Here is a 22,518-nt window from a genome sequence, read left to right as displayed (position 1 = left end):
CGCCGAGTGGGTGTCCCGGATCGGCCGCCCGGTTTGGCTCACCCGCGCCGTATGACCGTCCGTCTCATGAAGAAAGCCCCACTATCAGGTAGTTCGTGAGCTTAGGAAGGCCGCCGCCGACCCGATAGCGTGAACTGTCAACCGTTCTCCTCATCAGGAGCGTTCACGCCGTGCGAATCGCAGTCACCGGCTCCATCGCCACCGACCATCTGATGACCTTTCCCGGCCGCTTCGCCGACCAGCTGGTCGCCGAGCAGCTCCACACGGTCTCCCTCTCCTTCCTGGTCGACAACCTCGATGTGCGCAGGGGCGGTGTCGGAGCGAACATCTGCTTCGGCATGGGCCAGCTGGGCACCGGTCCCATCCTGGTCGGCGCGGCCGGATCGGACTTCGACGAGTACCGCGCCTGGCTGGACCGCCACGGGGTCGACACCGCGTCGGTCCGTATCTCCGAGGTCCTGCACACGGCCCGCTTCGTCTGCACGACGGACGCCGACCACAACCAGATCGGCTCCTTCTACACGGGCGCGATGAGCGAGGCCCGGCTGATCGAGCTCAAGAAGGTCGCCGACCGCGTCGGCGGCCTGGACCTGGTGCTGATCGGCGCGGACGACCCCGAGGGCATGCTCCGCCACACCGAGGAGTGCCGTACGCGCGGCATCCCGTTCGCCGCGGACTTCTCGCAGCAGATCGCGCGCATGGGCTCGGACGAGATCCGCACCCTGCTCGACGGCGCCACGTATCTCTTCTCGAACGAGTACGAGAAGGGGCTCATCGAGTCCAAGACCGGCTGGTCCGACGCCGAGATCCTCTCCCGGGTCGGCCACCGCGTCACGACGCTGGGCAAGAACGGCGTCCGGATCGACCGCGTGGGCGATGAGCCGATCATCGTCGGCTGTCCCGAGGAGGAGACCAAGGCCGACCCGACGGGCGTCGGCGACGCCTTCCGCGCCGGATTCCTCTCGGGCCTCTCCTGGGGCGTCGGCCTGGAGCGCGCGGCCCAGGTCGGCTGCATGCTCGCGACGCTGGTCATCGAGACCGTCGGCACCCAGGAGTACACCCTGCGCCGGACCCACTTCATGGAGCGCTTCACCAAGGCGTACGGCCATGACGCCGCCGCCGAGGTCCAGGCCCACCTGGCCTGACGTACGGCCCGTGGGCTACGGCCCGCGAGCTACGACACCCGGCGGACCACATACGCGACACCGTGGTCCGCCGGCTGCTCGCCCACGTACTCCTGGCCGCGCATCTCGCACCACGCCGGAATGTCCAGCCGTGCCGCCTCGTCGTCCGAGAGCACCGTCACCGTCCCGCCCACCGGTACGTCGCCGAACACCTTCGCCAGCTCGATCACCGGGATCGGACACCGCTTGCCGAGCGCGTCCACCACGAGCGACGGCCCCGTGCCGGCGGACCCGGCGGCGGAGACCGGCGCGCCGAGCCGCTCGCGTACGCCGGACACCACCGAGGGCAGCACCTCCAGGAACCCGTCCACATCCGTCTCCGGGGTGCCGAGGGGCAGCGAGATCCGGACGTTCCCCTCCGACAGCACGCCCATCGCCCGCAGCACATGGCTCGGGGTCAGCGTGCTGCTCGTACAGGACGATCCGGAGGAGACGGAGAACCCCGCCCGGTCCAGCTCGTGCAGCAGCGCCTCTCCGTCGACATAGAGACAGGAGAACGTGACGAGATGGGGGAGCCGGCGGTCCGGATCGCCCACCACCTCCACATCGGGCACCAGCTCCGGCACCCGCGCCCTGATCCGGTCCACCAGCGCCCGCAGCCGCACCGCCTCGTCCGCCGCCTCCGCGCGTACCGCCCGCAGTGAGGCCACCGCCGCCACGATCGCCGGAATGTTCTGGAACCCCGGAGCGCGCCCCGACTCCCGCTCGTCGGCCGGGCCTTGCGGGGCGAACCGGACACCCTTGCGTACGGCCAGCAGCCCGACGCCCGCCGGACCGCCCCATTTGTGCGCGCTCCCCGTCAGCAGCGACCACGCGCCCTCGACCGGGCCCCAGCCCAGCGACTGCGCCGCGTCCACCAGCAGCGGCACGCCCCGGCCGCGGCACGCCTCGGCGACCGCCGCCACCGGCTGCTCCGTACCCACCTCGTGGTTGGCCGACTGGAGGCAGGCCAGCGCCGTGTCCTCACGCAGCGCCTCCGCGTACGCGTCGGGCGACACCGCGCCGAGCCGGTCCACCGGCACCTCGGTCACCGTTCCGCCGGTCGCCGCCTCGTGGGCCGCCGCCGCGTGGAGCACCGAGGAGTGCTCCACCGCCGACACCACCGCGTGCCGTCCGATGCGGCGACGGCCCGCGAGAGCACCGGACATTCCGGAATGCACCGCATATGTCCCCGAAGGAGTGAAAACCAGTTCGTCGGGACGGCAGCCGACCGCCTCCGCGGCGGCCTCGCGCGCCGCGTCCAGCAGCAGTACGGCCCGCCGGCCCTCGCGGTAGAGGCGTGCCGGGTCGGCCCACCCCTCGTCCAGGGAAGCTTGGAGAGCCTGGCGGGCGACGGGGTGCAGCGGAGCGGAGGAAGCGACGTCGAAGTAGGCCACACTCCACGCTAACGCGGGTGCCCGGACGTGCCGGTTCCGCGTACCCGGAGGTGCCGGTTCCGTGCACCCGGAGGTGCCGGTTCCACGCATCCGGAGAGAGATCCGGAGGGGGGCCGGAGGGGGCGTCAGAAGTGCCCCGGAAGCCGCCCTTCCAGGGCCTCCGGGCAGCGCCGGGGACGGTCGGGCCACCCCTTCGGGGAGTCGGGCGGCGCGTTGGGCACCCTCCCCGCACGGCCCCAAATCGCGTCCAGTAGGGTTTGGTCCGCATAAACATCCAAACCCCTGCCCGCGTCAGGGCCGGCGACCGACCAGGAGACGGCCGCAGCCGGCCGCGCGGGCGAGACTCTCGGGAAGGCGCTACGTGAGTCCCAACGGCTCCGACCGCTCGTCGCGGCGCCCGATGCGGCGGAAGCTGCCGCAGGTGCTGACTGCGGGCCTGATCCTCGCGACCGCCACCGGTTGCACATACAAGGACTTCCCCCGCCTTGGAATGCCCACCCCAGTGACGGAGGAGGCTCCCCGGATCCTCTCCCTCTGGCAGGGCTCGTGGGCGGCAGCGCTCGTCACGGGCATCCTGGTATGGGGCCTGATCCTGTGGAGCATCATCTTCCACCGGCGCAGCCGCACGAAGGTGGAAGTCCCTCCGCAGACCCGGTACAACATGCCCATCGAGGCGCTGTACACCGTGGTCCCGCTCATCATCGTCTCGGTGCTGTTCTACTTCACCGCCCGGGACGAGTCGAAGCTCCTCTCCCTCTCCGAGAAGCCGGCCCACACCGTGAACGTGGTCGGCTACCAGTGGAGCTGGGGCTTCAACTACATCGAGAACGTGGACGGCAACCCGGCTACGGGCAACGAGATCCCCCCGGAGCTCGACGCCATCCCGAACCGGTTCACGGAGCAGTTCCCCAAGGGTGCCGAGGGCGTCTACGACGCCGGTGTGCCGGGCCAGCGGAACCCGCAGACCGGGAACCCGGGTCCGACGCTGTGGCTTCCCAAGGGCGAGAAGGTCCGGTTCATCCTGACGTCGCGTGATGTCATCCACTCCTTCTGGGTGGTGCCGTTCCTGATGAAGCAGGACGTCATCCCGGGGCACACCAACTCCTTTGAGGTGACCCCGAACCAGGAGGGCACCTTCCTGGGCAAGTGCGCCGAGCTCTGCGGCGTCGACCACTCGCGGATGCTCTTCAACGTCAAGGTGGTCTCTCCCGAGCGCTACCAGAAGCACCTGGAAGAGCTGGCCAAGAAGGGTCAGAGCGGCTACATCCCGTCGGGCATCGCGCAGACGGATCCGGCCAGGAATGCGGAGACGAACAAACTGTGAGCATCCTCAACGAACCCCAGGGTGCCGCCGCAGCAGCTGACGACTCGTACGAGAGTGAGCTGCCGGTACGGCGCAAGCAGCCGGGCAATGTCGTCGTGAAGTGGCTGACCACCACAGATCACAAGACGATCGGCACGATGTACCTGGTCACGTCGTTCGCGTTCTTCTGCATCGGCGGTCTGATGGCGCTCTTCATGCGCGCCGAACTGGCCCGTCCCGGTACGCAGATCATGTCGAACGAGCAGTTCAACCAGGCGTTCACGATGCACGGCACGATCATGCTGCTGATGTTCGCGACGCCGCTGTTCGCCGGATTCGCGAACTGGATCATGCCGCTGCAGATCGGCGCGCCCGATGTGGCGTTCCCGCGGCTGAACATGTTCGCGTACTGGCTCTACCTCTTCGGCTCGATCATCGCCGTGAGCGGTTTCCTCACCCCGCAGGGTGCCGCGGACTTCGGCTGGTTCGCGTACTCGCCGCTGTCGGACGCGGTGCGTTCGCCGGGTATCGGCGCGGATCTGTGGATCATGGGTCTGGCCTTCTCGGGCTTCGGCACGATCCTCGGTTCGGTCAACTTCATCACCACGATCATCTGCATGCGCGCGCCCGGCATGACGATGTTCCGGATGCCGATCTTCACCTGGAACGTGCTGCTGACCGGTGTGCTGGTCCTGCTGGCCTTCCCGGTGCTGGCCGCCGCGCTCTTCGCGCTGGAGGCGGACCGGAAGTTCGGTGCGCAGATCTTCAACTCCGCCAATGGCGGGGCTTTGCTGTGGCAGCACCTGTTCTGGTTCTTCGGGCATCCAGAGGTGTACATCATCGCCTTGCCGTTCTTCGGCATCGTCTCCGAAGTGATCCCGGTCTTCTCGCGCAAGCCGATGTTCGGTTACATCGGTCTGGTGGCGGCGACGATCGCGATCGCGGGCCTGTCGGTGACGGTGTGGGCGCACCATATGTACGTGACCGGCGGTGTGTTGCTGCCGTTCTTCTCGTTCATGACCTTCCTGATCGCGGTGCCCACCGGGGTGAAGTTCTTCAACTGGATCGGCACGATGTGGAAGGGCTCACTGTCCTTCGAGACGCCGATGCTGTGGACGATCGGATTCCTGATCACCTTCGTGTTCGGCGGTCTGACCGGTGTGATCCTGGCGTCGCCGCCGATGGACTTCCATGTGTCCGACTCCTACTTCGTGGTGGCGCACTTCCACTACGTGGTGTTCGGCACGGTGGTGTTCGCGATGTTCGCCGGATTCCACTTCTGGTGGCCGAAGTTCACGGGCAAGATGCTGGACGAGCGGCTCGGGAAGATCACCTTCTGGACGCTGTTCATCGGCTTCCACGGCACCTTCCTCGTCCAGCACTGGCTGGGCGCCGAGGGCATGCCGCGCCGTTACGCGGACTATCTCGCCGCCGACGGTTTCACCGCGCTGAACACCATCTCCACGATCAGCTCGTTCGTCCTCGGTCTCTCCGTGCTGCCGTTCTTCTACAACGTCTGGAAGACGGCCAAGTACGGCAAGAAGGTCGAGGTCGACGACCCGTGGGGCTATGGCCGTTCACTCGAATGGGCGACTTCCTGCCCGCCGCCGCGGCATAACTTCCTCACGCTGCCGCGGATCCGTTCCGAATCGCCGGCGTTCGATCTGCACCACCCCGAGATCGCCGCGCTGGAACACCTTGAGCTCGACGGCCAGAAGGACACCGCCCTCGCGGGTGGCAAGGAGGTCGGCAAGTGAAGATCCAAGGCAGGCTGTTCATCTGGCTGAGCGTCTTCATCCTGGCCACCGCCGTCGTCTACGGCGTCTGGTCGAAGGAGCCGGTCGGTACGACGGCGCTGTTCCTGGCCTTCGGCCTGAGCGTCATGATCGGCTTCTATCTGGCCTTCACCGCTCGCCGGATGGACGCGCTGGCTCAGGACAACAAGGAGGCCGACGTCGCGGACGAGGCCGGCGAGGTGGGGTTCTTCGCCCCGCACAGCTGGCAGCCGTTCTCGCTCGCCGTCGGTGGCGCGCTGGGCTTCCTGGGTGTGGCGGTCGGCTGGTGGCTGCTGTACTTTTCGCTGCCGCTGATCCTGATCGGCCTCTGGGGCTGGGTCTTCGAGTTCTACCGGGGCGAGAACCAGAACCAGTAGCACGCTGAGTGAACCCGGGGCCCGAGCATTCCCATTCGGAGTGCTCGGGCCCCCGTTTGCCTCTCTCGTCGCGCGGAAAGTGGCGAGTGTTCCTATCTTGTGATCATGAACCACAAGCCGCGCTTGCGCACCGTCCTGAGCTGCACCCTGCTGGTCGTGTCCCTCCTGGCGAGCGCGACCGCGTGCAGCAGCGATGAGAAGCACCCGCTCTCCACGAAGCCGTCCGACGCCACCGGCAAGATCTCCTTCAGTACGTCCGCGGGCAAAACCAAGGCCGACCCGGACAAGCCGCTGGAAGTCACCTCCACGGGGGCCGACGGCAAGATCACCGACGTCACCGCCGTCGACAAGACGGGTCACTACCTGGCCGGCGAACTCACCGCCGACGGCACACGCTGGCACTCCACGGCGCCCCTGGCCGCCGGCAGCCGCTACACCGTCAAGGTCTCCACGGAGAGCAAGAAGGGCGTTCCCGGCCTCCGGACGCTGACCTTCGACACCCGCCCCGCCAAGAAGAAGCTCACCGTCGAATTCGGCCCGGACTCCGGCGAGTACGGGGTCGGCCAGCCCATCACCGCCACGCTCAGCGAGCCGGTCACCTCCAAGAAGGCCAGGGACGTGGTCGAGCGGTCCCTGAAGGTCCGCTCCACGCCCGCCGCGGACGGCGGCGCCTGGCACTGGGTGGACGACACCGAACTGCACTACCGCCCCAAGGACTACTGGCCCGCCAACGGGACCGTCACCGCGACGAGCACCCTCGAAGGCGTGAAGATCAGCAACAAGCTGTACGGCGGCGCGGTCAAGCCGATCAAGATGAAGACCGGCGACCGGGTCGAGGCCATCGTCGACGCCAGCGCGCATTACATGACGGTCTATGTCAACGGGGAAGAGATCAACAGCATTCCGGTGACCACCGGCAAGCCGGGCTTCTCGACGCGTAACGGCATCAAGGTCGTCCTGGGCCAGGAGTACTTCGTACGCATGCGCGGCACCAGCGTGGGCATCGGCGGCGGCGAGGGCTACGACCTGCCTGTCTACTGGGCCACCCGCGTCACCTGGAGCGGGGAGTACGTACACGCCGCGCCGTGGTCCGTGGGCTCGCAGGGGTCCGCGAACGTCAGCCACGGCTGCGTGGGCATGTCCACCGGCAACGCCGCCTGGTTCTTCGAGACCGTCCAGGAGGGCGACATCGTCCAGGTCATCAACAGCGCCGGGGACTACATGGAGGACTTCGGCAACGGGTACGGGGACTGGAACGTGGACTGGAAGGACTGGCGCGAGGGCAGCGTCCTCCAGGCCGGGACGAGGGAGGGCAGCAGCCCCGCCGACAAGGCGAGGCTCCGCCCCGTCGTCTGATTCCCCGAGTCCTGAGGGCCGTGGACGCCTTGACCGGCGTCCGCGGCCCTCAGGCTCTGTCCGGCCGGTCTTCGCGGGCCCGCGAAGACCGACCGGACAGGGCCTAGGTCCTGTCCGGCCGGTCTTCGTGGATCAGCCCGGGGCGTCTGGTGCGGTGCATCGCAAGGCGGAGGATCGTCCTCGTACTGGACGTACTTGGACGACTCCGACAACGCGGCGAGGTGCCGTGCCAGGCGTCGTGGGCCCGCGAAGACCGACCGGACAGGGCCTAGGCGTCCACGGAGAGCCTGGCGCGCAGCAGGGAGGCCAGCGCCTCCGCGAAGCCGACCGGTTCGACCGGAAGGGTCACCGCGGCGTCCGCGCGGCTCCAGGTGGCCAGCCAGGCGTCCTGCGGGCGGCCGATCAGCAGCAGCACGGGCGGGCAGTTGAAGATCTCGTCCTTGATCTGCCGGCAGACCCCCATGCCGCCCGCGGGGACCGTCTCGCCGTCCAGCACACAGACGTCGATGCCGCCCCTGTCCAGATGCGTGAGCACCGCGGGCAGGGTGGCGCACTCCAGGAACTCGACCGGCGGCACGTCGGAGGCGGGCCGACGTCCCGCTGCCAGCCGGACCTGCTCGCGGGTGTTCGCGTCGTCGCTGTAGACCAGCACCGTGGCGGTCGGCTGCATTGTTCCTCCGTGACATCAGTGTCTGCGAGGGCTTCAGGGCGTCATTGCCATGAACCGATGCCGCGGATGCTACTCCGTCGGACACCATGTCAGCACGGGTAATGACGCCCCTTCGCCGGTCCGTTCGACCTGGGCACACCGCATGGACACACCGAACGGCACCCCCCGGAGTCAGGGCGGGATAAGCGACCGACATAATGTCGGTCGTGGCGACAGCAACGACAGTAGAAACCGGGCACGCGCACCCGTCGGTCAATCGGCCGAACCTCACCAGCGTCGGAACCATCATTTGGCTGAGTTCCGAGCTGATGTTCTTCGCGGCCCTCTTCGCGATGTACTTCACCCTGCGATCGGTGATGGGAGCCGAGTACTGGAAGGAAATGGCTCATGCCCTGAACATCCCGTTCTCGGCCACGAACACCACGATCCTGGTGCTCTCCTCCCTCACCTGCCAGCTCGGCGTCTTCGCCGCCGAGCGGGGTGACGTGAAGAAGCTCCGCACCTGGTTCGTGATCACGTTCGTGATGGGTGCGATCTTCATCGGCGGCCAGGTCTTCGAGTACACCGAGCTGGTCAAGGCGGAGGGCATCTCGCTCTCCTCGGACCCGTACGGCTCGGTGTTCTATCTGACCACCGGCTTCCACGGTCTGCATGTGACGGGGGGTCTGATCGCGTTCCTGTTCGTCCTGGGCAGGACGTACGCGGCCAAGAGATTCACCCACGAGCAGGCGACCGCCGCCATCGTCGTGTCCTACTACTGGCACTTCGTCGATGTCGTCTGGATCGGCCTTTTCGCCACGATCTACTTGATCAAGTAGCCGGGCACCGCGCCCGAGCGCACACAGTCCAGAAGCACCGACGCAGAAGATCCTGACACCGGGGTAATCCGTGAAAAAGCTCTCCGCACGACGACGCCATCCGCTGGCGGCGGTCGTCGTCCTACTCCTCGCGCTGGCGGCCACCGGGGGGCTGTACACCGCGTTCGCGCCCGCGGGCAAGGCACAGGCTGACGAAACCGCCCAGTCCCTCGCCATCGAGGAGGGCAAGAAGCTCTACTCCGTCGGCTGCGCCAGCTGCCACGGAACCGGCGGTCAGGGATCCTCTGACGGCCCGAGCCTGGTCGGCGTCGGCTCCGCCGCCGTGGACTTCCAGGTCGGCACCGGCCGGATGCCTGCCATGGCGCCCGGCGCGCAGGTGCCGAAGAAGAAGGTCATCTACTCGCAGAAGGAGATCGACCAGCTCGCCGCGTATGTCGCGTCCCTCGGCGCCGGCCCGATCACGCCGACCGCGAAGCAGTACAGCCCCGCCGGTGCGGACATCGCCAAGGGTGGCGATCTGTTCCGTACCAACTGCACCCAGTGCCACAACTTCACCGGTGAGGGTGGGGCGCTGACACACGGCAAGACCGCGCCGTCGCTTGAGGGCGTGGATCCGAAGCACATCTACGAGGCCATGCAGACCGGCCCGCAGAACATGCCGTCCTTCCCCGACTCCACGATGCCGGAGCAGCAGAAGAGGGACATCATCGCCTACGTCAAGGCGGTGAACGGCGAGGAGTCCGCGAGCCCCGGCGGTCTCAAGCTGGGCGGCCTCGGCCCCGTCAGCGAAGGGCTCTTCGCCTGGATCTTCGGTCTGGGTGCTTTGATCGCAGTTGCCGTCTGGGTCGCGGCCCACACCGCTAAGGCCAAGAAGTCATGAGTAGCCAAGAAGAGATTCCAGAAGAGAACCTGCCGAGCGAGCAGGGGGCCGCGCACGGCGCGGTGGAGCGTACGGACGACCCGTTCGCCGACCCGGGACTGCCGGCCCACCGGCCGCGTGTGCAGGACATCGACGAGCGGGCGGCCAAGCGGTCCGAGCGCGCGGTCGCCTTCCTGTTCACGCTGTCGATGGTCGCGACAGTCGCCTTCATCGCCTCGTTCGTGGCGTTCCCGGTCGACAAGATCGTCTTCATCTTCCCGTTCGGCCACGTCAGCATCCTGCACTTCTCGCTGGGCCTGACCCTGGGCATCGCGCTGTTCTGCATCGGCGCCGGCGCGGTCCACTGGGCCCGCACGCTGATGTCGGACGTGGAGACCGCCGACGACCGCCACCCGATCGAGGCGACGCCCGAGGTCAAGGCGAAGGTCCTGGAGGACTTCGCCATCGGCGCGGCGGAGTCCGGCTTCGGCCGGCGCAAGCTGATCCGCAACACCATGTTCGGCGCGCTGGCACTGGTGCCGCTCTCCGGTGTGGTGCTCCTGCGCGACCTGGGCCCGCTGCCCGAGAAGAAGCTCCGCACCACGATGTGGCGCAAGGGCAAGCAGCTCATCAACATGAACACCAATGAGCCGCTGCGTCCCGAGGACGTCGTCGTGGGTTCGCTGACCTTCGCCATGCCCGAGGGCCTCGACCAGCACAGCGAGGACTTCCAGAAGCAGATCGCCAAGGCGGCTCTGATGATCGTCCGGATCCAGCCGGACGAGATCAAGGACAAGCGCGAGCTCGAATGGTCCCACCAGGGGATCGTGGCGTACTCGAAGATCTGTACGCATGTCGGCTGCCCGATCAGCCTGTACGAGCAGCAGACGCACCATGTGCTGTGCCCGTGCCACCAGTCCACCTTCGACCTCTCCGACGGCGCCCGCGTCATCTTCGGCCCCGCCGGTCACGCCCTTCCGCAGCTGCGTATCGGTGTGAACGCCGAGGGCAACCTCGAAGCGCTCGGCGACTTCGACGAGCCCGTCGGCCCTGCCTTCTGGGAGCGCGGATGAGTACCGCTGACGACAAGAACCGCAAGGCGCCCGCCGGTGAGCGGGTCGCCGACTGGGCGGACGGCCGGCTGGGCATCTACGGCCTGGCCAAGGCCAACATGCGGAAGATCTTCCCGGACCACTGGTCCTTCATGCTCGGTGAGATCGCGCTCTACAGCTTCATCATCATCATCCTCACGGGTGTGTATCTGACGCTGTTCTTCCACCCGTCGATGAACGAGGTGGAGTACCACGGCGGCTACGTCCCGCTCCAGGGCGTGATGATGTCGGAGGCGTTCGCCTCCACGCTGGACATCAGCTTCGACGTCCGCGGCGGTCTGCTGATCCGGCAGATCCACCACTGGGCCGCGCTGATCTTCCTCGCGGCCATGCTGGTCCACATGATGCGCGTCTTCTTCACGGGCGCGTTCCGCAAGCCGCGCGAGATCAACTGGCTGTTCGGCTTCCTGCTGTTCGTCCTGGGCATGTTCACCGGGTTCACCGGTTACTCGCTCCCGGACGACCTGCTGTCCGGCACCGGTGTCCGGTTCATGCAGGGCGCGGTCCTGTCGGTGCCGGTCGTCGGAACGTATCTGTCGATGTTCCTGTTCGGCGGGGAGTTCCCCGGCGGCGACTTCGTGGCCCGGTTCTACTCGGTCCACATCCTGCTGCTGCCCGGCATCATGCTCGGCCTCGTGGTGGCCCACCTGATCCTAGTCTTCTACCACAAGCACACGCAGTTCGCGGGCCCCGGCCGTACGAACAGGAACGTCGTGGGCATGCCGCTGCTGCCGGTCTACATGGCGAAGGCCGGAGGCTTCTTCTTCCTGGTCTTCGGTCTGATCGTGATCGTCTCCGCGATCGCCACGATCAACCCGATCTGGTCCATCGGCCCGTACCGTCCGGACCAGGTGTCCACCGGCGCCCAGCCCGACTGGTACATGGGCTTCTCCGAGGGACTCATCCGTGTGATGCCCGGCTGGGAGATCAACTTCGCCGGACACACCCTGGTCCTGGGTGTCTTCATCCCGCTGATCATCTTCCCGCTGGTGCTGGTCGCGATCGCGGTCTACCCGTTCGTCGAGTCCTGGGTCACCGGTGACAAGCGCGAGCACCACATCCTGGACCGCCCGCGCAACGCACCGACCCGTACCGCGTTCGGTGTGGCGTGGCTGACCTGGTACTTCGTACTGCTGGTCGGTGGCGGTAACGACCTGTGGGCGACGCACTTCCATCTGTCGATCAACGCGATCACCTGGTTCGTCCGGGTCGCCTTCTTCGCCGGACCGGTCATCGCCTTCATCGTCACCAAGCGGATCTGCCTGGGTCTCCAGCGGCGCGACGCCGAGAAGGTGCTGCACGGACGCGAGTCCGGTGTCATCAAGCGGCTGCCGCACGGTGAGTTCGTCGAGGTCCACACCCCGCTGGAGCAGGGAGACCTGCACAAGCTCACCGCGCACGAGCAGTACAAGCCCGCCGAGATCGGCCCCACGGTCGACGAGAACGGCGTGGAGCGCAAGGTCAGCCCCGGCGAGAAGCTCCGCGCGAAGCTGAGCGAGGGCTACTACGGCGAGGGCAGCCAGATCCCCAAGCCCACCGCCGAGGAGTACAAGGAGATCACCAGCGGCCACGGCCACCACTGATCCCGCCCGGCCTCACCAGGTCGCCACCACCGAGGGCCCCGGCCCGGTCTCCCGCGAGGGAACCGGCCGGGGCCCTCGGCGTACGTCCTGTCCCGGAGTACGGGCATCCGCCCTGCGCGCCGGTACGCGCCGATAGGCTGGCCACAGGCCGCACACAAGGCCCACGCATTGGACCCGGACACCCAGGAGCGAGCATGAGCGCTGTGACCCCCGTCGGAGGCGACACCACGGCGGTCCGCACCTGGCCCGGCGTACTGGACGCGCTGCTGAGCGGCGCCGACCAGAGCGCGGACGCCACCGCCTGGGCGATGGACCGGATCATGAGCGGCGAGGCGACCAACGCCCAGATCGCGGGCTTCGTCGTCGCGCTGCGGGCCAAGGGCGAGACGGTCGAGGAGATCAGCGGCCTCGTACGCGCGATGTACGCGCACGCCAACCTGATCGAGGTGCCCGGCCGGACCGTCGACATCGTCGGCACCGGCGGCGACGGCGCCAAGACCGTCAATATCTCGACCATGTCGTCGATCGTGGTCGCCGGCACCGGCGCGAAGGTCGTCAAGCACGGCAACCGCGCCGCGTCCTCGGCGAGCGGAGCCTCCGACGTACTGGAGAAGCTCGGCGTCAACCTGTCACTGACCCCCCAGCGGGTCGTCGAGGTCGCCGAGGAAGCGGGGATCACCTTCTGCTTCGCGGTGAAGTTCCACCCCGCCCTGCGTCATGTGGCCGCCGCGCGAGGCGAGTTGGGCATCCGCACCACCTTCAACTTCCTGGGCCCCCTCACCAACCCGGCGAAGGTCCGCGCGCAGGCGACGGGCGTCGCGGACGCCCGTATGGCGCCGATCATCGCGGGCGTACTGGCCGAGCGCGGCTCCTCCGCGCTGGTCTTCCGCGGCGACGACGGCCTCGACGAGCTGACCACCACCGCGACATCGCGGGTGTGGGTCGTACGGGACGGCAAGGTGACGGAGGAGGCGTTCGACCCGCGGGACGTGGGCCTGGAGCTGGTGCCGGTGGAGGCGCTGCGGGGCGCGGACGCTTCGTACAACGCGGATGTCGCGCGGCGGCTGCTGGCGGGGGAGACGGGGCCGGTGCGGGACGCGGTGCTGCTGAACGCGGCGGCGGCGCTGGTGGCGCTGGATCCGACGGGGGAGTCGCTGTCGGCGCAGCTGTCGGCGGGGATGGAGAGGGCGGCGGAGTCGATCGACTCGGGCGAAGCGGGGCGGGCTCTCGCCCGCTGGATCGCGTCGTCGCAGTCGTAGTCCCTCGCGGTGCGGCTTCCGGCGGGGGCCGTTGTCCGGGGTGCGTTTCGGCTGGGGCCGGTGGTCGGGTGCGGGTTGTTGCCGGGTGGCGCTCCGGGGCTCGCGCCCGGGACGGCATGCTGTGCTTTCCCGGGGGACACCCCCGGACCCCCGTACGGCGCGCAGCTGCCCACAGTCGGAAGACGGGCGGTCGTGCGCCACACATCACGCTTCAGTGTCCCGGACACGACCCCTGCGCGCCCCCTTCACCGCCCGTCACGGACTGGCCCGGCCGTACGCAACCCCAGCCACGAACCCCCGTCACCCATATGGCATACTCTTCGGCAAGGTCATGAGCGACAGCGATTAAGGCCCCGGCTCGCTGTCCGGCAACCCTCCGTCCGTGGCGGGGTGCCCCGGGTGAAGACCAGGCCGTAGGCAGCGAGGTCTGCGGCAAGCGCGGACCCCTGCCACCTTTGGGGTCCTGGTCCTCAAGGGAGCAGTCTCGTGAGCAAGCGAATGCGTTAGGGCGGTCACGCCCCTCTTCAACACCCTCCGCACGGCAGCCCCGTGCGTCGAGGCACACCCCCGCCACCACCGCGCCGCAGCCGCGCGGCGCGGCTCACCGCACCGCGGGGGACTTGAAGCCGTTCCGACTTGTCCCGCCGGGAGATATCGCCATGTCCGCACGCCCGAACGCCGCCGCCACCACGACCCCGTCCGACGACCCCGCCTGCGCCGCCCCGCTGCCCGTGCTCGGGCGTGAGGTGACCGTCCCGCTCGTCACCGGTGGCGAGGTGACCTACGCCGCGCTCGACTACGCGGCCAGCGCCCCCGCCCTTCAGCGCGTGTGGGACGACGTCGCCGCGTACGCCCCGTACTACGGCAGTGTCCACCGGGGCGCCGGTTATCTCTCGCAGCTCTCGACCGACCTGTTCGAGAACAGCCGCCGCACGGTCGCGGAGTTCCTCGGCTGCCGCCCCGGTGACCAGGTGGTCTTCACCCGCTCGACCACGGACTCGCTCAATCTGCTGGCGGCCGTGGTCCCCGCGGAGTGCGAGGTGTTCGTGTTCGAGACCGAGCACCACGCTTCCCTGCTGCCCTGGCGGGACGCGCGGGTGACGTATCTGAACGCTCCCCGGACGCCGGGCGAGGCCGTCGCCACGCTGGAGCGGGCGCTTGCCGGGCGGGGGTCCGAGGGGCCCGCGCTGGTCTGTGTGACCGGTGCGTCCAATGTGACCGGTGAGCTGTGGCCCGTACGGGAGTTGGCCGCCGCCGCGCACGACGGGGGCGCCCGGATCGTGCTGGACGCCGCTCAGCTCGCGCCGCACCACCCCGTGGACATCGCCGAGCTGGATGTCGACTGGGTGGCCTTCTCCGGGCACAAGCTGTACGCGCCGTTCGGGTCCGGGGTGCTCGCGGGGCGGGCCGACTGGCTTCAGGACGCGGAGCCGTATCTCGCCGGGGGCGGCGCCAGCCGTAAGGTGGCGCGCCGGGCCGACGGCGGGGTGGATGTCGACTGGCACACCACGGCGGCCCGTCATGAGGCCGGTTCGCCCAATGTCATCGGGGTGTACGCGATCGCCTCGGCGTGCAAGGCGCTCACCGACGCCGGGTTCGAGGCGCTGGTGGCGCGCGAGCAGCGGCTCGTGGCGCGGGTGCGGGAGGGGCTGGCCGGGGTGCCCGAGGTGAAGGTGCTCTCGCTGTTCGGCGAGGACGCGCCGCGGGTCGGGGTGCTGTCGTTCGTGGTCGAGGGGTGGAACAGCTCGCACTTCGCCGCCGCGCTCTCCGCGGAGTACGGCATCGGCGTACGGGACGGGCTCTTCTGCGCCCACCCGCTGGTACGGACGCTGCTGGACAGCGACCCGCAGGAGCCGGGGGAGTGCGGCGCCCCGGAGGCCGAGCCGGGCGAGCGGTCGCTCAACGCGATCCGGGTCAGCTTCGGCGCCGGGACGCCGGACGAGCATGTCGACCGGTTCGTCCGGGCCGTGCGGGAGCTGGTGACCGACGGCGCGCGGTGGAACTACCGTACGGAGGACGGCCGCTGCGTCCCCGACCGCGGCTGACGTCAGGCCGCGACGGGCGCGAGGCGGGTGCCCAACAGGACCATCCGCAGGGCGCGTTCGGTCGCGTCGGCGAGGAACTCGCCCCCGCGGTCCAGGGCTTCGGGCAGTGCCACCGGCGCGGGCAGGATCGAGCTGTACGCGTCGACCCCGACGGCCCGTACCTCGTGCGCGCCCTGCCCGATCGTGCCGGCCAGCACCAGGACCGGCACCCCCGACGCGTGGGCGCGGCGGGCCACTTCGGCCGGGATCTTGCCGCGTACGGTCTGGTGGTCGAGCGCGCCCTCGGCGGTGATCACCAGATCGGCGCGGGCCAGCCGGGCGTCGAGGTCGAGCCGGTCGAGCAGCACGTCGAAGCGGGGCAGCAGGCGCGCGCCAAGGGCGGCCAGCCCGGCTCCCAGTCCGCCGGAGGCGCCCGTGCCGGGGGCGGTGCGCAGATCGGTTCCGGGGGACAGGTCCCGGGTGAGGACGGCCGCCCAGCGCTCCAGCGCCAGGGACAGTTCTTCCACCCGGGCCGGGTCGGCGCCCTTCTGCGGGCCGAACACCCGGGCCACCCCGCGCGGGCCGCACAGCACGTTGAACGGGTTGCAGGCGACGAGCAGTTCGGTGGCGTCGGGCAGGTCGCGGCGCTGCCGGATCACATGCGGTTTGGGTGCGGCGGCCCGGGTCAGGCCGAGCAGTTCCTCGTCCGGGTCGGAGTACTGGCGCTGCAGAAAGACCCGGAGCAGCCGGCGCGGGTCGCTGAACCGCTGACCCGTCTCCGGATCGACACCCTGGCTGACGAAGTTCGCGAACTCGCCGGTCTCCTGGGTGAGCAGCTGACTGATCCTGTGGTCGACGTCCCGGAGCAGGATCGAGCGGGTGGTGGTGGCCACGGCGGTCAACGCGACCGCCATCACCACGAGCAGCCAGAGCAGGATCCGTACCCGGGCGGAGATACGGCGGGAGTCAGCCCTCTTCACCGGTGTCGTCACCGCGGTCGTCATCGTCGTCACCGTCGGTGGCCGAGGGGCCCGGTACGACGGCGTCGCCCGGGGCGCCGCCGGGGCCGGCGCTCTTCGACGGGCTCGGCGTGGTGTCCAGCTCCACCTTGGGCGGCACCTTGGGCGCGTCGGGACTGTCCGTCAGCGCGTAGCTGGTCGCGGCGATACCGAGCGGGATGGCGACGACTGCCGCCAGGGTCGCCAGGCGAGGGGAGAAAGCCATGTCCGTCATCGTGCCGGGCGCGGGAGAGGCGGGGATGAGGGCCGGATGAGGATTTCTTCATCCACCGCACGCCGCACACTGTCCGACGCCGACGCCGACGCCGGCACTGACGCGGACAGGTCCTACGCGTCGAGCCCGATGGCGAAGGCGGCTTCGAGGTCGTGCTGCGAGTACGTACGGAACGCCACATGCGTGTCCGTGGCCTCGACGCCCTCGATCTTGCTGATCCGGCCGGGGATCACATCGGCGAGATCGTCGTGCTTGGGGACGCGGACCATGGCGATCAGGTCGTACGTACCGGTGACCGAGAAGACCTCGCTGACGCTGTCGAGGGCCGCGATCGACTCCGCGATCTCGGGGATCCGGTCGACGCTGGTCTTGATGAGCACGATCGCGGTGATCACGGTTGGCGTTCTCCCTCGGTGGCCGCGGTTTGGTCTTTCACTCTATCGGTACGCCAGTACCGCACCCAGGCGTAGAGGAAGCCCGCGCCGAACCCCACCAGATGCGCGAGATAGGCGACCCCGGGTCCGGCGTCCGCGCCGTGTGCCGCCACCCACTGGAGCACGAACCAGAAGATCAGCACGATCCAGGCGGGGAAGCGCAGCGGCAGGAAGAGAAGGAACGGGAACAGGCTGGTGACCCGGGCTCTGGGGAAGAGATAGAGGAACGCGCCGAGCACCCCCGAGATCGCGCCCGACGCCCCCACCAGCGTCTGGTCCGAGTCGGCGTTGGCCGCCGCGTACACGAACAGCGCGAAGTAGCCGGTGGCGAGATAGAAGAGCGCGAACCGCACCCGGCCCATCCGCTCCTCCGCCATCGCCCCGAAGACATACAGAAAGAGCATGTTCCCCAGCAGATGCAGCCAGCTGCCGTGGACGAAGAGCGCGGTCAGCGGGGTGAGCAGGGCGTGCGCGGTGCCGTGCATCAGATTGACCGGGACGACGCCCCACCGTTCGAAATACGCGCTCTGGGTCGCGAGGAGCGTGTCCCCCTTCCCGTACCCCGGATTGAACCCCGACAGCGGGCTGACCAGGAACGCCAGACAGCAGAGGCCGATCAGTCCATAGGTCACCACCGGGCCGTCGGCCGCCGTCCGCCACTTGATCATGGACAGAGCATTGCCTACCGGGACCGACTGGTACAGAGCGCCTCGCCGCCCCCTGGAGAGGCCGCCAGGCCGTAGGGTTGCTGGCATCACATACGTGTTTCGGCATATCCGCGTTTCGACGGAGCACCGCGGGACACCGCACGAGGGACGACGAAAAGAGGACGGCGACGATGACGACGGTTCCCCGGCCGACGGCCGCTACCCGGTGGCGCTGCACGCTGTGCGGCAACCTCACGCGCTTCGATGTGACCCGCTCGTCGAAGACCGTCGAGTACGTCCATCTGGACCTGGCCGGGGAGCCGAAGGTCGAGGAGCGCGAGGTGGTCAGTGAGACCATCGAGTCGGTGCGGTGCCGCTGGTGCAACGCCGTGGACCAGATCGAGCTGGTGGACAGGCCGGGGGCCGGTTCCTGAGGGAGCCGCCCGAAAGGGGTAGATGGGGTGACGGATCGTGGAGCAGCCCGCGAGCGGTGCTGAGCCGGCCGGTGCGGCCGGCGGTGACGCCGCGGAGGCGCTCGACCGCCCGCTCCCGGACGGGGTACGGCGCCGGGTCGTCGCGCTGGTCTCCGACGCCTTCGGCGGGCTGACCGTCACCGAACTCCCCGCGCAATTGCGGCAGTACGCCCGGTTCACCCCGAACAGACGGGCGAAGTTCGCGGGGAACGCGATGGCCGCCGCCCTGGAGAGCGATCCGGTGTTCCGGCAGCGGATCGGGGAGCGGATCAGCCAGTCCCAGCCCGAACTGGCCGCGGCCCTGGAGGCGGGCTCGCCCCCCGCCGCGGCAGACCCCGTCGATGTCGCCGCCGCCGCGTATGTCCTCAGGCCCCCGGGGTGGGTGAAGCTGGTGGCCGCCGCGGGCGAGGAGGCTCAGCGGGCGGACGCCGAGCGGGCCGGTGCGGAGACCCGGCGCGAGCTGGAGCGGCTCCGTGAGGAGCTGGCCGTCGCCCGGGCCCTGACGAAGAGCGAGACCGAACGGCTGCGTACGGAGCTGGAGGCGGCCCGCAAGGAGGCCGAATCGCTCCATCGCAAGCTGCGCAGCGCCCAGAGCGATGTGAAGCGGGGCGAGGCCGCGCTGCGCCGCGCGAACGCGGAGTCCGAGGCGTTCCGGGCCGAGTCGGCGGCGCAGGTCTCGGCCGCGGAGAGCGAGACACGCCGGATCAGGGCGCGTCTCGCCGAGGCGGAGGCGTCCGTCGAGGCGAGCCGCCGGGCCGCCCGTGAGGGCCGCTCGGTGGAGGACATGCGGCTGCGGCTGCTGCTGGACACGGTGCTGGAGTCGGCGCAGGGGCTGCGGCGCGAGCTGGCGCTGCCGCCCGCCGCCGCCCGTCCCGCGGACACGGTCGACGCGGTGGAGCCCGGCCGGATGTCGCCCAAGGATGTGGCGGCCCGCGCGCTCTCCGAGACCGATCCGGCGCTGCTCGACCAGTTGCTCGCGCTGCCGCAGGCACATCTGATCGTGGACGGCTACAACGTCACCAAGACCGGCTATCCGACGATGCCGCTGGAGAAGCAGCGGCTGCGGCTGCTGGGCGGGCTCGCCATGCTCGCGGCGCAGACGGGCGCCGAGATGACCTGTGTCTTCGACGGCGCCGAGCTGGCGGCGCCGGTGCTGCTCGCCCCGCCGCGCGGGGTGCGGGTGCTGTTCTCCAAACCGGGCGTGACGGCGGACGAGTTGATCCGTCAGCTCGTCAGGGCCGAACCGCCGGGCCGGCCCGTGGTGGTCGTCTCCACCGACCGGGAGGTCGCGGACGGGGTCGCCAAGGCCGGTGCCAGGCCGGTCGCGTCCGCCTTGCTGCTGAAGCGGCTTTCGCGCGTCTAGTGCCGATCGGATACCGATCGCGGCACTGGTCAACTCATGTGAACAATGACCGAATTGATCGCTCGTTGTCGGAGCGCAGCGTCAAATGTCCATGACTGCCTGTGTGGTGTCTGTAAAATATGTGCGTCCTGACTGAGTTTTTCCTTGGAAGGATTTGAACTGATCACGAGGAGGTTACTAAGGTCAGGCCTCGAACCTTCGCGCGGTTGATCATCCATCCGGGGTGGCAGCGAAGGAACCGCCGATTTCGTGCAGTTCAGCCCGGTTCAGTCCAGTTCGCTGGTGGGATGGACGCAGGAAGCCGGGACGTCACGTCCCCCATGGCCCGGTAGGCGGCTGAGGAAGAAGGAGCTCGCCTCCGTGGCGTCCCACCGTCGACCCAAGCAGCCGAGCCGCGCCCGTGTGACCGTGCTCACCGCTACCGCCGCCGCTGCCGTTGCTCTCAGCTCCCAGGCCGCTCAGGCCGCCGAGCCGAAGCCGAGCAAGGAAGACGTCAAGGAGAAGGTCGACAAGCTCTACGAGGACGCGGAGAAGGCCACCGAGAAGTACAACGGGGCCAAGGAGGCGCAGGGCAAGCTCGAAAAGCAGGTCGACGCCCTCCAGGACAAGGTCGCCCGCGGCCAGGACGAGCTCAACGACCTGCGCGACGGCCTCGGTTCGATGGCCAGCGCCCAGTACCGCACCGGCGGCATCGACCCCGCCGTCCAGCTGTTCCTCTCCTCGGACCCGGACAGCTACCTGGAGAAGGCGTCCACGCTCGACCAGGTCAGCGCCAAGCAGGCCGACACGCTCCAGCAGATCCAGTCCAAGCAGCGGACCCTCGCGCAGCAGCGCCAGGAGGCCCAGAGCAAGGTCAAGGACCTCGCGGACACCCGTAAGCAGCTCGGCGAGCAGAAGGACGAGGTCCGGGCCAAGCTCGCCGACGCGCAGAAGCTGCTCAACACGCTCACCGCGCAGGAGCGCGCCGCACTCGCCAAGGAGGACGAGTCCCGCGCCAGCCGCGACGGCGGCACCTCCTCGCGCGCCGACCTCGGCAACTCCGTGCCCGCCTCGCAGCGTGCCTCCGCCGCCTTCTCCGCCGCCCAGAGCAAGATCGGCACCCCGTACGTCTACGGCGCCAGCGGCCCCAGCTCGTTCGACTGCTCCGGACTGACCTCCTGGGCGTACGCGCAGGCCGGTGTCTCCATACCCCGCACCTCCGAGGCCCAGGCCAACGCCGGTTCGCGCCTCGGGATGAGCCAGCTCCAACAGGGCGACCTGGTCATCTTCTACGGCGACCTGCACCACGTCGGCTTCTACGCGGGCAACGGCCAGGTGCTGCACGCCCCCAAGCCCGGTGCCAGCGTGCGCTACGAGTCCATCAACAACATGCCCTTCCAGTTCGGTGTCCGGATCGGCTGACGGACCGCTGACACCCGCCCATTCGGGCGAATTCCCGCTACGCACACTGACGCCGCGCCCCGCCGATGACCTTGTGGTCTCCGGTGGGGCGCCGCTTTGTGTGCGCGGGGCGGTCGTTGGTCGCTCCGTGGTCGCACGGCTACTGTCTGCTGCGCGCAGCTCCGGCCAGCGGTCCGCCCGTCGGGCGGCAGGGGCTGCGTCAGTGCGTACAGCGGAAGGAAGTGCGGCTTCCTGTGGTGTCCCATCGCCGCCCCTCACAGCCCGGCCTGGGCCTCGGCGCCCGCGGCAGCGCCATCGCAGTGTCCGCCGCGGCGGCCACGGCAGCGGCGGCGCTCGGAGCCGCCCCCGCGGGCGCCGACCCGCAGCAGACGCCGGAGGCCACCCGCGCCAAGGTCGACCTGCTGTTTGAACAGGCCGAGAAGGCAACCGAGTTGTACAACAAGGCCGGCGAACAGGTGGGACGGCTGCGCGGCCTGGTCGACCAGGCGCAGGACAGCGCCGCCCGCGGCCAGGAGCGCGTCAACAAGATGCGCGGAGCGCTCGGTTCACTCGCCGGCGCCCAGTACCGCTCGGGCGGTATCGATCCGGCCCTCGCCCTGCTGCTCTCCTCCGACCCCGACAGCTATCTCGACAAGGCCTCCGTACTGGACCGGGTCGGCGCCCGCCAGTCCGGCACCCTGAGAGAACTCCAGCAGGCCCAGCGGAGGCTGGGACAGGTGCGTATGGAAGCCGCCCACGACCTCACCGAGCTGGAGCGCAGCCGAGCCGCCGTATCCCGGCACAAGCGCACCGTCGAACGCAAACTCGCCGAGGCACGGCGGCTGCTCGACTCGCTGCCCTCCGCCGACCGCGACTCCTACGACCGGGCCTCCCGCTCCGACCGCGGCGAGGGCTCCATGCTCCTGGGCGGCGCCCCGGCCTCGGCGCGCGCCGCCGCGGCGGTACGCGCCGCCCAGAACGCGGTGGGCCGGCCCTACGTCTGGGGCGCCAACGGGCCCTCGGGCTTCGACTGTTCGGGGCTCACCCAGTGGTCGTACGCGCAGGCGGGCGTCGGACTCCCGCGCACCTCCCAGGCGCAGCGGTACGCGGGCCGGCAGGTCCCGCTCTCCGCCGCACGCCCCGGTGACCTCGTGGCGTACCGCGACGACGCCAGCCACATCGGCATGTACGTGGGCAACGGCCAGGTGATCCACGCCCCGTACCCCGGAGCCTCGGTGCGCTACGACCCGGTCGGCATGATGCCGGTCTCGTCGGTCACACGCGTCTGATCC

General features: G+C 69.3%; 21 protein-coding genes and 1 riboswitch. Of the genes, 15 read left to right on the top strand and 6 right to left on the bottom strand.

Annotated features, from left to right (window positions below; all coding sequences use genetic code 11):
* Window positions 1–170: 170 nt before the first annotated feature.
* Window positions 171–1,145, top strand: coding sequence for a carbohydrate kinase family protein (locus tag IF11_RS0132745; protein ID WP_030355427.1), 975 nt, complete (start codon window positions 171–173; stop codon window positions 1,143–1,145).
* Window positions 1,146–1,174: 29 nt separating this feature from the next.
* On the opposite strand, the gene IF11_RS0132740 is transcribed toward IF11_RS0132745, so the two are convergent.
* Window positions 1,175–2,560 carry a cysteine desulfurase/sulfurtransferase TusA family protein gene (locus IF11_RS0132740; protein WP_030355426.1) on the bottom strand — a complete coding sequence of 462 codons (1,386 nt, stop codon included), beginning with the start codon at window positions 2,558–2,560 and terminating at the stop codon, window positions 1,175–1,177.
* 361 nt (window positions 2,561–2,921) lie between these two features.
* On the opposite strand from IF11_RS0132740, the gene ctaC reads away from it, so the two are divergent.
* The 4 genes from ctaC to IF11_RS0132720 all read left to right on the top strand — a co-directional run bounded on the left by ctaC (window position 2,922) and on the right by IF11_RS0132720 (window position 7,371).
* Complete coding sequence (gene ctaC, locus IF11_RS0132735; protein ID WP_030355425.1) at window positions 2,922–3,884, top strand: aa3-type cytochrome oxidase subunit II; 963 nt, start codon at window positions 2,922–2,924, stop codon at window positions 3,882–3,884.
* Window positions 3,881–5,620: an aa3-type cytochrome oxidase subunit I gene (gene ctaD, locus IF11_RS0132730; protein ID WP_030355424.1), complete on the top strand. Its 1,740-nt coding sequence runs from the start codon at window positions 3,881–3,883 to the stop codon at window positions 5,618–5,620. Before ctaC ends, ctaD begins: the two co-directional genes overlap by 4 nt.
* Window positions 5,617–6,015, top strand: coding sequence for a cytochrome c oxidase subunit 4 (locus tag IF11_RS0132725; protein WP_030355423.1), 399 nt, complete (start codon window positions 5,617–5,619; stop codon window positions 6,013–6,015). Before ctaD ends, IF11_RS0132725 begins: the two co-directional genes overlap by 4 nt.
* Window positions 6,016–6,120: 105 nt before the next feature.
* Entirely contained in the window at window positions 6,121–7,371 is a 1,251-nt protein-coding gene (locus tag IF11_RS0132720; protein WP_030355422.1) for a L,D-transpeptidase, read from the top strand.
* A gap of 268 nt (window positions 7,372–7,639) precedes the next feature.
* Here IF11_RS0132720 and IF11_RS0132715 read toward each other — a convergent pair whose 3' ends face one another.
* On the bottom strand, window positions 7,640–8,041 hold the full coding sequence (locus IF11_RS0132715) for a hypothetical protein (RefSeq protein ID WP_030355421.1): 402 nt from the start codon (window positions 8,039–8,041) through the stop codon (window positions 7,640–7,642).
* A gap of 197 nt (window positions 8,042–8,238) precedes the next feature.
* Here IF11_RS0132715 and ctaE point away from each other — a divergent pair, with 197 nt between their 5' ends.
* From ctaE to IF11_RS0132685, 6 genes are all read left to right on the top strand, one after another.
* Window positions 8,239–8,859: an aa3-type cytochrome oxidase subunit III gene (gene ctaE / locus IF11_RS0132710; RefSeq protein WP_030355420.1), complete on the top strand. Its 621-nt coding sequence runs from the start codon at window positions 8,239–8,241 to the stop codon at window positions 8,857–8,859.
* A gap of 70 nt (window positions 8,860–8,929) precedes the next feature.
* On the top strand, window positions 8,930–9,739 hold the full coding sequence (qcrC, locus tag IF11_RS0132705; RefSeq protein WP_030355419.1) for a cytochrome bc1 complex diheme cytochrome c subunit: 810 nt from the start codon (window positions 8,930–8,932) through the stop codon (window positions 9,737–9,739).
* A complete protein-coding gene (gene qcrA, locus IF11_RS0132700) occupies window positions 9,736–10,791 on the top strand; it encodes a cytochrome bc1 complex Rieske iron-sulfur subunit (protein WP_037729171.1) in 1,056 nt (351 codons plus the stop codon). Before qcrC ends, qcrA begins: the two co-directional genes overlap by 4 nt.
* On the top strand, window positions 10,788–12,413 hold the full coding sequence (qcrB, locus tag IF11_RS0132695; RefSeq protein WP_030355417.1) for a cytochrome bc1 complex cytochrome b subunit: 1,626 nt from the start codon (window positions 10,788–10,790) through the stop codon (window positions 12,411–12,413). Before qcrA ends, qcrB begins: the two co-directional genes overlap by 4 nt.
* 194 nt (window positions 12,414–12,607) lie before the next feature.
* Entirely contained in the window at window positions 12,608–13,672 is a 1,065-nt protein-coding gene (gene trpD, locus IF11_RS0132690; protein ID WP_030355416.1) for an anthranilate phosphoribosyltransferase, read from the top strand.
* A 327-nt stretch (window positions 13,673–13,999) separates the two neighbouring features.
* A riboswitch (SAM riboswitch) is annotated at window positions 14,000–14,117 on the top strand.
* A gap of 214 nt (window positions 14,118–14,331) precedes the next feature.
* On the top strand, window positions 14,332–15,717 hold the full coding sequence (locus tag IF11_RS0132685; protein ID WP_030355415.1) for an aminotransferase class V-fold PLP-dependent enzyme: 1,386 nt from the start codon (window positions 14,332–14,334) through the stop codon (window positions 15,715–15,717).
* A 2-nt stretch (window positions 15,718–15,719) separates the two neighbouring features.
* Here the strand turns inward: IF11_RS0132685 and IF11_RS42500 are convergent, their stop codons facing one another.
* The 4 genes from IF11_RS42500 to IF11_RS0132665 all read right to left on the bottom strand — a co-directional run bounded on the left by IF11_RS42500 (window position 15,720) and on the right by IF11_RS0132665 (window position 18,031).
* Window positions 15,720–16,700 carry a glycerate kinase gene (locus IF11_RS42500; RefSeq protein WP_165840624.1) on the bottom strand — a complete coding sequence of 327 codons (981 nt, stop codon included), beginning with the start codon at window positions 16,698–16,700 and terminating at the stop codon, window positions 15,720–15,722.
* Entirely contained in the window at window positions 16,663–16,920 is a 258-nt protein-coding gene (locus IF11_RS0132675) for a hypothetical protein (RefSeq protein WP_030355413.1), read from the bottom strand. The genes IF11_RS42500 and IF11_RS0132675 overlap by 38 nt, the downstream gene beginning before the upstream one ends.
* Before the next feature lie 122 nt (window positions 16,921–17,042).
* On the bottom strand, window positions 17,043–17,324 hold the full coding sequence (locus IF11_RS0132670) for an Lrp/AsnC family transcriptional regulator (RefSeq protein ID WP_030355412.1): 282 nt from the start codon (window positions 17,322–17,324) through the stop codon (window positions 17,043–17,045).
* Window positions 17,321–18,031 (bottom strand): rhomboid family intramembrane serine protease, encoded by a 711-nt coding sequence (locus IF11_RS0132665; protein WP_051746416.1) that lies wholly within the window; start codon window positions 18,029–18,031, stop codon window positions 17,321–17,323. The genes IF11_RS0132670 and IF11_RS0132665 overlap by 4 nt, the downstream gene beginning before the upstream one ends.
* Before the next feature lie 170 nt (window positions 18,032–18,201).
* On the opposite strand from IF11_RS0132665, the gene IF11_RS0132660 reads away from it, so the two are divergent.
* The 4 genes from IF11_RS0132660 to IF11_RS0132645 all read left to right on the top strand — a co-directional run bounded on the left by IF11_RS0132660 (window position 18,202) and on the right by IF11_RS0132645 (window position 22,515).
* Window positions 18,202–18,444, top strand: a complete 243-nt coding sequence (locus IF11_RS0132660) for a hypothetical protein (RefSeq protein ID WP_030355410.1) — start codon at window positions 18,202–18,204, stop codon at window positions 18,442–18,444.
* 37 nt (window positions 18,445–18,481) lie between these two features.
* Window positions 18,482–19,846: an NYN domain-containing protein gene (locus IF11_RS0132655; RefSeq protein WP_030355409.1), complete on the top strand. Its 1,365-nt coding sequence runs from the start codon at window positions 18,482–18,484 to the stop codon at window positions 19,844–19,846.
* Window positions 19,847–20,206: 360 nt separating this feature from the next.
* Window positions 20,207–21,247, top strand: a complete 1,041-nt coding sequence (locus IF11_RS0132650; RefSeq protein ID WP_030355408.1) for a C40 family peptidase — start codon at window positions 20,207–20,209, stop codon at window positions 21,245–21,247.
* Between the two features lie 233 nt (window positions 21,248–21,480).
* A complete protein-coding gene (locus IF11_RS0132645; protein WP_030355407.1) occupies window positions 21,481–22,515 on the top strand; it encodes a C40 family peptidase in 1,035 nt (344 codons plus the stop codon).
* Window positions 22,516–22,518 lie beyond the last annotated feature (3 nt).

The sequence above is a fragment of the Streptomyces scopuliridis RB72 genome (genome assembly GCF_000718095.1).
Taxonomy (GTDB): Bacteria; Actinomycetota; Actinomycetes; order Streptomycetales; family Streptomycetaceae; genus Streptomyces; species Streptomyces scopuliridis.
This window is presented reverse-complemented; position numbering and strand designations above follow the sequence as displayed.

Bases quoted from the DNA above. Each gene is read 5' to 3' on its own strand.
- qcrB (WP_030355417.1), top strand. From the start codon at position 10,788: ATGAGTACCGCTGACGACAAGAACCGCAAGGCGCCCGCCGGTGAGCGG.
- trpD (WP_030355416.1), top strand. From the start codon at position 12,608: ATGAGCGCTGTGACCCCCGTCGGAGGCGACACCACGGCGGTCCGCACC.
- IF11_RS0132685 (WP_030355415.1), top strand. From the start codon at position 14,332: ATGTCCGCACGCCCGAACGCCGCCGCCACCACGACCCCGTCCGACGAC.
- ctaE (WP_030355420.1), top strand. From the start codon at position 8,239: ATGTCGGTCGTGGCGACAGCAACGACAGTAGAAACCGGGCACGCGCAC.
- IF11_RS0132660 (WP_030355410.1), top strand. From the start codon at position 18,202: ATGACGACGGTTCCCCGGCCGACGGCCGCTACCCGGTGGCGCTGCACG.
- IF11_RS0132720 (WP_030355422.1), top strand. From the start codon at position 6,121: ATGAACCACAAGCCGCGCTTGCGCACCGTCCTGAGCTGCACCCTGCTG.
- qcrA (WP_037729171.1), top strand. From the start codon at position 9,736: ATGAGTAGCCAAGAAGAGATTCCAGAAGAGAACCTGCCGAGCGAGCAG.
- IF11_RS0132715 (WP_030355421.1), bottom strand. From the start codon at position 8,041: ATGCAGCCGACCGCCACGGTGCTGGTCTACAGCGACGACGCGAACACC.
- IF11_RS0132665 (WP_051746416.1), bottom strand. From the start codon at position 18,031: ATGATCAAGTGGCGGACGGCGGCCGACGGCCCGGTGGTGACCTATGGA.
- IF11_RS42500 (WP_165840624.1), bottom strand. From the start codon at position 16,700: ATGACGACCGCGGTGACGACACCGGTGAAGAGGGCTGACTCCCGCCGT.
- IF11_RS0132675 (WP_030355413.1), bottom strand. From the start codon at position 16,920: ATGGCTTTCTCCCCTCGCCTGGCGACCCTGGCGGCAGTCGTCGCCATC.